This is a genomic window from Marinobacter sp. C2H3, assembly GCF_037080155.1.
GTDB lineage: Bacteria > Pseudomonadota > Gammaproteobacteria > Pseudomonadales > Oleiphilaceae > Marinobacter.
In genome coordinates, this window is the sequence record NZ_JBBBNZ010000005.1 from 84136 (window position 1) to 96706 (window position 12571).

10 protein-coding genes are annotated in these 12571 nt (G+C 63.8%); 9 read left to right on the top strand and 1 reads right to left on the bottom strand.

What is annotated here, in order from left to right; translation table 11 throughout:
• Nucleotides 1–4: 4 nt before the first annotated feature.
• From sucC to rluB, 6 genes are all read left to right on the top strand, one after another.
• Complete coding sequence (gene sucC, locus V3388_RS14075; RefSeq protein ID WP_336368211.1) at nucleotides 5–1171, top strand: ADP-forming succinate--CoA ligase subunit beta; 1167 nt, start codon at nucleotides 5–7, stop codon at nucleotides 1169–1171.
• Nucleotides 1171–2043 (top strand): succinate--CoA ligase subunit alpha, encoded by an 873-nt coding sequence (gene sucD, locus V3388_RS14080; protein ID WP_336368212.1) that lies wholly within the window; start codon nucleotides 1171–1173, stop codon nucleotides 2041–2043. The genes sucC and sucD overlap by 1 nt, the downstream gene beginning before the upstream one ends.
• A gap of 160 nt (nucleotides 2044–2203) precedes the next feature.
• Nucleotides 2204–3418, top strand: coding sequence for a tryptophan--tRNA ligase (locus tag V3388_RS14085; protein WP_336368213.1), 1215 nt, complete (start codon nucleotides 2204–2206; stop codon nucleotides 3416–3418).
• Between the two features lie 43 nt (nucleotides 3419–3461).
• On the top strand, nucleotides 3462–4292 hold the full coding sequence (locus V3388_RS14090) for a segregation and condensation protein A (protein ID WP_336368214.1): 831 nt from the start codon (nucleotides 3462–3464) through the stop codon (nucleotides 4290–4292).
• Between the two features lie 22 nt (nucleotides 4293–4314).
• Nucleotides 4315–4950: an SMC-Scp complex subunit ScpB gene (gene scpB / locus V3388_RS14095; RefSeq protein ID WP_336368215.1), complete on the top strand. Its 636-nt coding sequence runs from the start codon at nucleotides 4315–4317 to the stop codon at nucleotides 4948–4950.
• A gap of 35 nt (nucleotides 4951–4985) precedes the next feature.
• Nucleotides 4986–6026: a 23S rRNA pseudouridine(2605) synthase RluB gene (gene rluB / locus V3388_RS14100; protein ID WP_336368216.1), complete on the top strand. Its 1041-nt coding sequence runs from the start codon at nucleotides 4986–4988 to the stop codon at nucleotides 6024–6026.
• Here rluB and V3388_RS14105 read toward each other — a convergent pair.
• A complete protein-coding gene (locus V3388_RS14105) occupies nucleotides 6000–6935 on the bottom strand; it encodes a GGDEF domain-containing protein (protein ID WP_336368217.1) in 936 nt (311 codons plus the stop codon). The two genes, rluB and V3388_RS14105, sit on opposite strands and share 27 nt — an antisense overlap.
• A gap of 294 nt (nucleotides 6936–7229) precedes the next feature.
• On the opposite strand from V3388_RS14105, the gene V3388_RS14110 reads away from it, so the two are divergent.
• From V3388_RS14110 to zipA, 3 genes are all read left to right on the top strand, one after another.
• Nucleotides 7230–7892, top strand: a complete 663-nt coding sequence (locus V3388_RS14110) for a GntR family transcriptional regulator (protein ID WP_336368218.1) — start codon at nucleotides 7230–7232, stop codon at nucleotides 7890–7892.
• Nucleotides 7889–11395: a chromosome segregation protein SMC gene (smc, locus tag V3388_RS14115; RefSeq protein ID WP_336368219.1), complete on the top strand. Its 3507-nt coding sequence runs from the start codon at nucleotides 7889–7891 to the stop codon at nucleotides 11393–11395. The genes V3388_RS14110 and smc overlap by 4 nt, the downstream gene beginning before the upstream one ends.
• Before the next feature lie 121 nt (nucleotides 11396–11516).
• On the top strand, nucleotides 11517–12566 hold the full coding sequence (zipA, locus tag V3388_RS14120; RefSeq protein WP_336368220.1) for a cell division protein ZipA: 1050 nt from the start codon (nucleotides 11517–11519) through the stop codon (nucleotides 12564–12566).
• Nucleotides 12567–12571: the final 5 nt, after the last annotated feature.

The following is a 12571-nucleotide window of genomic DNA, read 5'->3' on the forward strand; positions in this document are numbered from 1 at the left end:
GACTATGAATTTGCACGAATATCAGGGCAAGCAGCTGTTCGCTGAGTACGGTCTGCCTGTGTCCAAAGGCTTTGCCTGCGATACTCCGGAAGAAGCCGCTGCGGCGGCGGACAAGATTGGCGGTGATGGCTGGGTGGTTAAGGCCCAGGTTCACGCCGGCGGTCGCGGCAAGGCCGGTGGTGTCAAGCTGGTGAAGAGCAAAGATGAGATCCGTGCGTTTGCGGAAAAGTGGCTGGGCAAGAACCTGGTCACCTACCAGACTGACGAGAAAGGCCAGCCGGTCAGCAAGATCCTGGTTGAGAGCCTGACCGATATCGATCAGGAACTGTACCTGGGCGCCGTGGTTGACCGTGGCACCCGTCGCATCGTGTTCATGGCGTCCACCGAGGGCGGCGTGGAAATCGAGAAAGTGGCTGAAGAAACGCCGGAGAAGATCCTGCGGGCCACCATCGATCCGCTGGTCGGCGCGCAGCCTTACCAGGGCCGCGAGCTGGCGTTCAAACTGGGCCTGGAAGGCAAGCAGATCGGCCAGTTCACCAAGATCTTCCTGGGTCTGGCGAAGCTGTTCGAAGAGCGCGACCTGGCGCTGGTTGAGATCAACCCGCTGGTGATCACCCCGGCCGGTGATCTGCACTGCCTGGATGCCAAGATCGGCATCGATGGCAACGCACTGTACCGCCAGAAAGAAATCCAGGCCATGCGCGATCCGTCCCAGGAAGACTCCCGGGAAGCCGAAGCGGCGGCGTGGGAGCTCAACTACGTGGCGCTGGAAGGCAACATCGGCTGTATGGTCAACGGCGCTGGCCTGGCCATGGGCACCATGGACATCATCAAGCTCGCGGGCGGCCAGCCGGCCAACTTCCTGGACGTGGGCGGCGGTGCCACCAAAGAGCGCGTGACCGAAGCGTTCAAGATCATCCTGTCTGACGACGCCGTGCAGGCCGTTCTGGTCAACATCTTTGGCGGTATCGTTCGCTGCGACATGATCGCAGAAGGCATCATCGGTGCCGTTAAAGAAGTGGGTGTGAAAGTCCCCGTTGTGGTCCGTCTTGAGGGCAACAACGCCGAGCTGGGCGCGAAAGTCCTGGCTGACAGTGGCCTGAACATCATTGCCGCCAAGAGCCTGGCGGATGCCGCAGAGCAAGTCGTTAAAGCCGCAGGGGGTAAGTAATGAGCATCCTGATTAACAAAGACACCAAAGTCATCTGCCAGGGCTTTACCGGCTCACAGGGGACCTTCCACTCCGAGCAGGCGATTGCCTACGGCACCAAGATGGTTGGCGGTGTCAGCCCCGGTAAGGGCGGCACCGAGCACCTCGGCCTGCCGGTGTTCAACACCGTACGGGACGCCGTTGAGAAGACCGGTGCGGAAGCAACCGTGATCTACGTGCCGGCTCCGTTCTGCAAGGACGCCATCATTGAAGCGGCTGACGCCGGCATCCAACTGATCGTCTGCATCACCGAAGGCATCCCGACCATCGACATGCTTTACGCCAAAGAGTACGTCGATCGCAAGGGCGTGCGCATGATCGGGCCGAACTGCCCGGGCGTGATCACCCCGGACGAGTGCAAGATCGGCATCATGCCGGGCCACATTCACAAGAAGGGCAAGGTCGGCATTGTGTCCCGTTCCGGCACCCTGACGTACGAAGCGGTCAAGCAGACCACCGATTTCGGCTTTGGCCAGTCCACCTGCGTGGGCATCGGTGGTGACCCGATTCCGGGCTCCAACTTCATCGACATCCTCAAGTTGCTCCAGGAAGATCCGGAGACCGAGGCGATTGTCATGATCGGTGAGATCGGTGGCACCGCAGAAGAAGAAGCGGCGGCCTTCATCAAGGACAACGTGACCAAGCCGGTGGTGTCCTACATCGCTGGTGTGACCGCGCCTCCGGGCAAGCGGATGGGCCACGCGGGCGCGATCATCTCCGGTGGCAAAGGCACCGCCGACGAGAAGTTTGCGGCCCTGAACGACGCCGGTGTCAAAACCGTGCGCAGCCTGGCCGATATCGGCAAGGCCCTGAAAGAGGTCACCGGCTGGTAAGCACCCGCTGGCACACCCACAGAGCCCCCGGCCTGCACCTCGCACGCCGGGGGTTCTGTTTTTTGGGCATTCGCCTTAACCCGGAGCCGGGGTTCAGACTATAATGCGCGGTCAGCCTGCGTCCTGCGGGTCTTGTTTGGCAACAGAAGGAGTTCGTGCTTTGAGTTCTGTCGATTCCCAGCAGCGGGTGTTATCGGGCATGCGTCCGACCGGAAAGCTTCACCTGGGTCACTACCACGGTGTGCTGAAGAACTGGGTGAAACTCCAGCACGAGTATGAGTGCTTCTTCTTCGTTGCCGACTGGCACGCCCTGACTACACAGTACGACGATCCCTCGGGCATCTCGCAGAGCGCCTGGGATATGGTCATCGACTGGCTCGCCGCCGGGGTGAATCCTGGGTCCTCCACCATGTTCATTCAGTCCCAGGTGCCCGAGCACGCCGAACTGCACCTGCTGCTCTCTATGATCACGCCCCTGGGCTGGCTTGAGCGCATTCCCACCTACAAGGATCAGCAGGAGAAGTTGCGGGAGAAAGACCTGGCGACCTACGGGTTCCTGGGTTATCCGCTGCTGCAGACCGCGGACATTCTCGTGTATCGGGCCGGCAAGGTGCCGGTGGGTGCCGATCAGGTGTCCCACGTGGAGATCACCCGGGAGATTGCCCGCCGCTTCAACCACCTGTACGGACGAGAGCCGGGGTTCGAGGAACAGGCGGAAGCCGCCATCGTCAAGATGGGTAAGAAGAACGCCAAGCTGTACCGCACCCTGAAGAAGCGTTACCAGGAGGAGGGCGATCTGGAGGCTCTGGAAACCGCCCGGGCGCTGCTGAAAGAGCAGCAGAACATTTCCCTTGGCGATCGGGAACGCCTGTATGGCTTCATCGAGGGCGGCGGAAAAGTGATCCTGCCGGAGCCCCAGCCGCTGCTGACCCCGGAATCCAAGATGCCGGGTCTGGACGGGCAGAAGATGTCCAAATCCTACAACAATTACATCGGCCTTCGGGAAGAGCCGGACAGCGTGGCCCAGAAGGTGCGGACCATGCAGACGGATCCCCAGCGGGTACGTCGCACCGATCCGGGCGATCCGGAGAAGTGCCCGGTGTGGGGGTTGCACAAGATTTATTCCACCTCGGACACCCAGGAATGGGTGCAGCAGGGCTGCCGGAGCGCGGGCATCGGTTGCCTCGATTGCAAGAAGCCGTTGATCGACGCCATCGTTGAGGAGCAGCGGCCCTTGCACGCCCGGGCGCAGGAATACGAGGGTAATCCGGATCTGGTGCACTCGATTCTGCAGGAAGGTCGTGAACAGGCCCGGGACGCCGCCCGGGAGACCCTGGAGGAAGTTCGCGCCGCCATGGGTCTCAGCTACCGCTGAGCGGCCCTCTGACCGGCGCGGCCAGCGCACGCGGGAGAGACGGATGACCGAAGACACCCACATCGTCACACCGGAGGCTTCGGACGCTACGGATACGGCCTCGCCGCTGGCCAGGGTGGCTGGCAAGCCCTTGGTGGATATCCCCAAGGATCTCTACATACCGCCCGACGCGCTGGCCGTCTTTCTTGAAGCCTTCGAGGGCCCTCTGGATTTGCTGCTGTACCTGATCCGGCGGCAGAACATGAACATTCTGGACATCGACGTCAGCGAAATTACTCGCCAGTACATGGAGTACATCGGGGCCGTGGAGGCCATGCGCTTTGAGCTGGCGGCAGAATACCTGGTGATGGCGGCGACTCTGGCAGAAATCAAATCCCGCATGTTGCTGCCCCGGCAGGAGAGCGAGGATGAAGAGGACCTTGACCCCCGAGCCGAGCTGATCCGGCGCCTCCAGCAGTATGAGCGCTTCAAGAAAGCGGCCGAGGATATGGACGGGCTGCCCCGCATGGACCGGGACAGCTACACCACATCGGCGGCCTTGCCGCCCCTGCCATCCAGCCAGCCGCACCCGGATGTGGACTTGCGGGAACTGCTGCTGGCGATGCAGTCGGTGCTCCGGCGGGCGGACCTGTTTACCAGCCATCAGGTCGAGCGGGAAATCCTGTCCACCCGGGAACGGATGTCCCACATCCTCGCGGCGCTTCAGGACGACCGGTTCGTCACCTTCGAGAGCCTGTTTACCCTCGAAGAAGGGCGGCTTGGGGTCGTGGTGACCTTCCTGGCCACCCTGGAACTGGTCAAGGAACAACTGATTGAAATTGTACAGGCGGAAACCCTGGGGCCCATTCATGTCCGGGCCCGGGCGGTCCGTTGATGTTGGTAAACGGTGGGTATTCATGAGCGACGAACATCTGCGGCACCTGCAGGCTATCGCCGAGGCGGCACTGTTGGCGGCTGGCAAACCTCTGTCCCTGGATCAGCTCCGTGACCTGTTCCCGGACGACGAGCGGCCCGCCCGCCAGGTCATGGAGCATGTGATGGTCCAGCTCTCGGCGGCCTGCGAGGGGCGTGGTTTCGAGCTTCGGGAGGTGGCCAGCGGGTACCGTTTGCAGATCCGGGAGGCTTACGCGCCCTGGGTCGGCCGGCTGTTTGAGGACAAGCCCCAGCGGTATTCCCGGGCGCTGCTGGAAACCCTGGCCCTGATTGCCTATCGCCAGCCGATTACCCGGGGGGAAATCGAGGATATCCGGGGCGTCACGGTCAGCAGCAACATCATCCGGACGCTGCTCGAGCGCGAGTGGGTCAGGGTGGTGGGCCACCGGGACGTGCCTGGTCGCCCGGCCATGTACGCCACCACGCGCCAGTTCCTGGACTACTTTAATCTCAAGGGGCTGGACCAGCTGCCTCCGCTGTCTGAAATCCGCGACCTCGAGGAAATCGGCCGGGAAATAGAAAAGAACATGCAGGCGGAAATCGAGTTTGAAACACCCGATGACGCCCGCGACGACGCCGATTCGCAAACGCTTCATTGACGCCTCGCGTCATCCAATACCCTCAGGAATTCTTTATGCGCTCAGATTCGCCCTCTTCACGCCGCCCCCGGCAAGGTGCGGCGGCATCAACGCCCCGCAAGGCCGCGTCGCCGGAACCCGAACGCCTGCAGAAGCTGCTGGCCCGTGCCGGCCTGGGCTCCCGGCGGGAAATCGAAGGCTGGATGGAGGCCGGCCGGGTCACGGTGAACGGCGATCCCGTTCAGCCGGGGCACAAGGCGTCCCCCGGTGACCGGGTTGAGCTGGACGGCAAGGTGCTGGACCTTTCCGGCGCCGCAGACACCCATCGCCGGGTGCTGATCTACAACAAGCCAGAGGGCGAGGTGACCACCCGCAAGGACCCGGAAGGCCGGCCAACGGTGTTCGACCGGCTCCCGCGCCTGGCGGACCATCGCTGGATCTCCATCGGTCGCCTGGACATCAACACCACCGGGTTGGTGCTCTTTACCACCGACGGCGAGTTGGCCAACCGGCTCATGCACCCGTCCGGCGGCATTGACCGGGAATACGCGGTCCGTATTTTCGGTGAGGTGGATGAGGCCATGATCCAGCGCCTGCTGGACGGCGTTCTGCTGGACGACGGCATGGCGAAGTTTACCGACGTCAGCGCCGGCGGCGGCTCAGGAATGAACCAGTGGTTCCACGTGACCCTGGTGGAGGGCCGTAACCGGGAAGTGCGCCGCCTCTGGGAATCCCAGGGCGTGAAGGTAAGCCGCCTGAAGCGGGTTCGCTATGGGCCTATTTTCCTGCCCAGCCGGCTGGTGATGGGCAAGTGGGAAGAGCTGGATCAGAAAGCCGTGGATACGCTCAGCCGGGCCGTTGGCCTGGAGCCGGTGGCGATTCCGGCGAAGACTCCGGACCAAAAGGCCTCTCAGGAGCGCCAGCGCCGGAAGAGTCCAGGCCCGGTGCGCGCCGGCAGTGGCAAGGGCGCAGCCGGCATCGGTAACGCCGGAGCGGGCAAGAGCGGCGGCGGCAAAGGCCGCTCCGGTTCGAAGAAGGGCTCCTGGCAGGTGGCGGATGCCAAGCCGCCGTCAGCCCGCGCTCCCAAGCGTCGCTGATACACGAATGCGGTCCCGGCCGTCGCGCTTGGCCCGGTAGAGCGCTTCGTCCGCCCGCGCCAGCCATTGGGCAGCCGATTCCCCCCCAAGATGGGCGGCGATGCCGCAACTGGCGGTGACGGAAATCTGCTGGCTGCCAATCTCAACGCCCGCTCCTGCGACGGCGGCCCGCAGCCGGGTCGCCACTTCCGCCGCCTGATCCGCATTGGCGTGTGGCAGCAGGGCGGCGAATTCCTCGCCCCCAAACCGGTACAGGGTGTCCGAAACCCGCAGTGCTTCGGTCATTCGCTCCGCCGCCAACCGCAGCACGTGGTCGCCAGCGGGGTGGCCGTGTTTGTCGTTCACCGCCTTGAAGTGGTCCAGGTCAATTAGCACCAGCGAGTAGGTGTCTTCGTGCCGGTCAGACAAGTGCTGCGTGCGAGCGAGGTCTTCGTCCAGGGCGCGTTTGTTGGCAATGCCGGTCAGCGCGTCGGTACGGGCGGTGCGCTCCAGCACGGCGTACTGGCAGGCGTTCCGCAGCGGGCAGATCAACACACTGACGAGGCATTCGATCGCTTCAAGTTCCTCATCCAGAAACCGCTTCCTCCGGGTGATGGTCAGCGAGCCCAGGCGCTCGCCCTCCAGATTCAGCGTGTACTCGGCCCGGTGCGGGCCACCCAGTCCGGTGGCGAACACGAAGTCCCGACGGGCCAGCGTGTGGCGGTAATTCAGGGCGTCGAACGGGACCACGGCCGACAGCTCCTCCGCGAAGATCCCGAGTTGGGCCTCCAGCGACAGGCTGGTGGACAGCCGCCGGCTAAGGCGAACCAGGGGGCCAGGCGCGCCGGTCCAGTCACCCCAGGCCTGGCGGAGGGTGGCCAGTTGGTGGCGTTGCTGGCTCAGGGGGAGCGGGGTTGGGTCGTGTTTCACGGATGCACGTTCCTGAAAGCGGGTTTGCGCCTATCAAAGCAGAGATCGTGCCTAAACCAATTAATCTATATGTAACAGCAAGATACCTTTGATTTCTCTGGCAGGGTTTAGGTCAATCCCTGGGGGCGTCAAAAAAACGGCAGGGCGTTGCCGGCCGATTCTGGCCGGGTTCAAAAACCCGGGTGCCAGGGGGTGGGGCCGGCAGCGCACTGTGATAAACTCCAGCGCTTGAACGACCCAATGGCCAGAAGGAAGCGAGCGTCGGTGTCCATGAGGTTTCAGGCCCCTGAAAGTTTGTCCGAACAGATCGCCCAGCACCTGGGGCAGCGGATTGTCACCCGGGATCTCAAGCCGGGCGAACGCATCCAGGAACTTAAGGTTGCCGGCGCGCTCAACGTCAGCCGGGGATCCGTCCGGGAGGCGTTGCTGATCATGGAGCGCCGGCACCTGGTGCAGATCTTTCCCCGGCGCGGCGCGGTGGTCTCGGCGCTGACCCCTGACAGCGTGAACCACCTGTACGACATTTACATCGAACTGCTGTGCGTGCTGGGTAATAAACTCCTCGAGCGCTGGTCCGGTCAGGAGCTGCAAGGCATTCTCGGGCAAGTCCGGGAGCTGCAGCAGGTAGTGGATGCGCTGGGTGCCGGCAGCCCGGATGTCGCCGAGCAGGTCATCGACGCGGGCTTTGCGGTGATGCAGGAGGCTTACAGCCTGGTGGGCAATCCGTTCCTCGAAGAAACCCTCGAAAACTTCCGCCCGGCCATCAGCCGAACCTATTTCGTCGCGCTGGACCACTTCCGCGGCGATATCCGGGAAACGGCCCGGTTCTTCCGAGCCCTCGGGCAGGCCGCGGCAGCCGGCGATGCCGATGCGCTCGCCAGCGCCATCCGGGCATTTGGCGAGCACCAGCGTGGCCGGGTGCTGAGCATCCTCGAGCGTGAAGGCGAGCCGGCATGAGGCTCAAGTCCATCAAGCTGGCCGGCTTCAAGTCGTTTGTTGATCCGACGACGGTTCCGTTTCCCTCGAACATGACCGCCGTCGTTGGCCCCAATGGTTGCGGCAAATCCAACATCATCGATGCCGTCCGCTGGGTCATGGGGGAAAGCTCCGCCAAGTACCTGCGGGGTGAATCCATGTCCGACGTCATCTTCGCTGGCTCCAGTGCCCGCAAGCCGGTGGGCCAAGCCTCGATCGAGCTGATTTTTGACAACAGCGATGGCTCTGCGCCGGGAGAGTTCGTCCGCTTCAATGAGATTTCGGTCCGCCGCCGGGTTACCCGGGATGGCCAGTCCGAGTATTTCCTCAATGGCGCCAAATGCCGCCGTCGGGACATCACCGATCTCTTTCTGGGCACCGGCCTTGGGCCGCGCAGCTACGCCATCATCGAGCAGGGCATGATTTCCCGCCTGATCGAGGCCAAGCCGGAAGAGCTGCGGATTTATATTGAGGAAGCGGCGGGAATCTCCAAGTACAAGGAGCGCCGCCGGGAGACGGAGAACCGCATCCGCCGTACCCAGGAAAACCTGGAGCGACTGACCGACCTGCGGGAAGAGCTGGGCCGTCAGCTTCAGCACCTGGAACGGCAGGCCGCCGCGGCGGAAAAGTACAAGGCGTACAAGCAGGAGGAACGCACCCGCAAGGCGGAGCTGACGGTGCTCCGCTGGCAGTCCCTCGATAACGACCTGCAGACGTGGCGTGACCGCATCCGGGACACCGAGCTGGAGCTTGAGAAGCACCTGACTGGCCGGGTCAGCCTGGAAACCGCCCTGGAAAACCTGCGCAGCAGCCACCAGGAACGGACCGAACACTTCAACCGGGCGCAGGCGCGCTATTACGAGGCCGGTGCCGACATTGCCCGCATCGAGCAGAGCCTGGAGCACCAGCGCGAGCGCAGTCGCCAGACCGCCGCCGAGCTGGATCAGGCGCTGGCCAGCCAGCGGGAACTGAGCCGGGAACTGGAGCAGGATCAGGCCCGCCTGAGCGCCATGCAGGAAGAGCTGGACCTGCTCGAACCCGAGCAGGAGGCGCTGGCCATGCGGGCGGAGAGCTCCGGCGAGCAGCTTCAGCAGGCGGAAGACGAAATGGGCGAATGGCAGCAGCGCTGGGAGCAGTTCAGCGCCCGGGCATCAGACGCTCGCCGCCAGGCGGAGCTTGCCCAGTCCCGCATCCGCTCGCTGGAGGATGCCATTGAACAGCTTCGCGGACGGCACCGGCGCCTGGAAGACGAGCGGGCGCTGCTGGAGGGTCAGGTAGACCGGGCCGAGCTGGACGAGCTGCTGGAATCCCAGGAAGCCCTGCAGCTTCAGCGTGAGGGCGCTGCTGAGCGCATCGCGGACCTCCAGGAAGCGCTTCAGGAGGCCCGCTCCGGCCAGCGGGAAGCGGAGCAGACGGTGGCTGATCAACGCCAGCAGGTACAGACACTCCGTGCCTCGCTGGCGTCTCAACAGGCCCTGCTGGATGAGCAACTGGGCAGCCAGGATAACCAGCTTCAGGACTGGCTGGCCCGTCAGGGGCTGGACAACGCGCCGCGGGTGGTCTCGCAGTTGCGCATCGCTGATGGCTGGGAGTTTGCGGTCGAGCAGGTGATCGGCCGGTTTGTTCAGGGGCTGTTCCTGCCGTCCGTGGACGATCTCGGCAATGCGTTGTCGCAGGCGCCCCGAGGTCTGGCCCTGGTGACCGAGAGTCATCAGGCGGAGTCCCCGGCAACACCCGCCGGCAATAGCCTGGGGAGCAAGGTGTCCGGTGTACCGGCGATCCAGTCTCTGGTCGCTTCCATCGAAACGGCGGAATCGCTCACCGCCGCGCTGGCGCGCCGGGAACAGTTGCCGCCGGGTGCCAGCATGATCACCCCGGAGGGCGTCTGGCTGGCCCGGAACTGGCTGCTCATGCCGGATTCCGACGCGGGCCAGGTGGGCGTGGTCGAGCGCCAGAAGAAAGTGGAAGCGCTGGAGGCCGAACTGGCGCTGGCGGAGGAATCCCTGGTGGCGGCCAATGATCGGCTGGACGAGCACCGGGAGCGAGCCGAGCAAGCCGAGACCGCCCGGGACGACGCCCAGGCCGCTCTGAACGACGCCGAGCGCGAGCTGAGCCAGCTGTCATCCCGTATCAGCGGGCTTCGCGCCCGGGCGGATCAGATCGACTCCCGGCTTCGGTCCATCGGGGAAGACCTCGAGGACGTGACCGGCAACCTGGCCGACCAGGAGGAACAGCTGCAGGTCACCCGGGAAGACTGGCAGATGGCGCTGGCGGAAAGCGAAGACAGCGACGAGGAGCGGGAGCGGCTGCTGGAGCAGCGGGACCAGATTCGGGAGCGGCTGGACCGGCTGCGCCAGGATGCCCGCCACGACCGGGACCACGCCCACCAGCTCCAGTTGCAACTGCAGTCCCTGACCAGCCAGAGGGACGGGCTGCGCCAGACCCTGGAACGCATGCAACTGCAAAAGGAGCGCACCGAAGAGCGCCTGGAGATCCTGAGGGACGCCCGGGAAAGCGCCGAGGAGCCCATGGAAGACCTCCAGCTTCAGTTGGAAGGATTGCTGGAGCGGCGCCTCGCGGAAGAGGAGAAGTTGTCCGCGGCCCGGGACGCGCTGGAGGACATTGACCGCGAAGTCCGGGAGAAAGAGCAGGGCCGCAGCCGGACCGAGCACGAGGTTCAGGACGTGCGCGCGCGCCTGGAGAAACTGAAAATGGAATCTCAGGCCCTGGAAATCCGCTCCGGCAACCACCTTGAACAGTTGCAAGAGCTGAACGTGTCCCTCAAGGACGTGCTCGAGACGTTACCGGAAGAGGCCACCGAGTCGGCCTGGGCCGAAGAGCTGGAGAAAATCGGTAACCGCATCCAGCGGCTGGGCGCCATCAACCTGGCGGCCATTGAAGAGTATCAGGTGCAGAGCGAGCGCAAGACCTATCTGGACAGCCAGCATGAGGACCTGATGGAAGCCCTGGAGACCCTGGACACCGCGATCCGCAAGATCGACCGGGAAACCCGTCAGCGCTTCAAGGAAACCTTTGACCAGGTGAACGGCGGCCTGCAGGCGCTGTTTCCCAAGGTGTTTGGCGGCGGTACCGCCTATCTGGAGCTTACCGGTGAAGACCTTCTGGAAACCGGGGTAACCATCATGGCCCGGCCGCCGGGCAAGAAGAACAGCACCATCCACCTGCTGTCCGGGGGTGAGAAGGCGCTGACCGCCATCGCCCTCGTGTTCTCGATCTTCCAGCTCAACCCGGCGCCGTTCTGCATGCTGGACGAGGTGGACGCGCCGCTGGACGATGCCAACGTGGGCCGGTACGCCAACATGGTGAAAGAAATGTCGTCCCAGGTGCAGTTCATCTACATTACCCACAACAAGATCGCTATGGAGCTGGCCGATCAGCTGATGGGCGTGACCATGCATGAGCCGGGTTGTTCGCGGTTGGTGTCCGTGGATGTGGAAGAGGCGGCGGCTCTGGCTGAAGCCTGACGGTTGCCGGAAAAACCGGCAACCATGACAATAGCGCCATCTGGCCCGGGGCGCGTTGTATTCATTACGGGCTTTTCTTAGAGTAGCAACGTTACGTTACTGCACACAGGATCGCAGGCTTATGTCTCTTAGGGAATGGTTAATCGCCATAGGTACCCTGGTTATCCTCGCCATCGTCATTGATGGCTTACGCCGCATGCGTCGGGCCCGCAAGGAATCCATGGCCATTTCCTCCGGCATGGGCGCGGACGATCTGGCGGATTCCCCGCTGGACGACGACTACAACCCGGAGCTGCCGAACGGCGGTGCACGAACCGTCTCCCGGGATGTGCTCGAAGAACGCGGCTACGTGAGATCCGAAAAGCCCGCTCCCCGGCGGGAACCCAAACCCACGCGACCGGTCGTGCAGCCGGCCCGCGAGCCGGCACCCGATGAGATGCTTGATGAAGACGCCGTTGACGATTGGGCGGTGGATGAGCCAGTCGTTGACGAACCGGCGCCGGCCAAGGCATCGCCACGCCGCCCGCAGCAGCCAGCCGCGTTCAGTGCCCGCGAGGAAGAGGACATCGCCCCGGATTCCGGCTGGGGCGCCGCGGAGCCCGATGAGCCCGCAAGCGTGCCGGAGCCCGATCCTGAGCCGCCCGTGGTGACCACGGACGTGGAGGAAGACACCGCCCGTCGTGGCAAGACGGCGCCACGCCGGACCAATCAACCGCTGGCGGGGGCGAATCGCCCTGAAGCGCGGGAAGTCATCGTGATCAACGTCCTCGCCCGTTCCGGCAGTGAGTTCAAAGGTGAGCTGCTGCGCGCCCTGTTTGACGCCTGTGGCCTGGAACACGGGGATATGGGCATCTACCATCGTCACGAGCAGACCGACACCACCAGCCCGGTCCAGTTCAGCGTGGCCAATGCGGTGGAGCCCGGCACCTTTAATCCCGAAGACCTGGACGGCATGAAATCCCCCGGTATCAGCTTCTTTATGAGCCTGCCCGGCCCCTCGAAACCGCTTCAAGCGTTCGATTTCATGCTGGAAACGGCGCAGACGGTGGTGCGTAATCTCGGCGGTGAACTCAAGGATGAACGGCGCAGTGTGATGACGCCCCAGACCATTGAGCACTGCCGCCAACGCATCCGGGAGTTTGAACGCAAGCAGCGATTCCAGAAAGCCTGACGCAT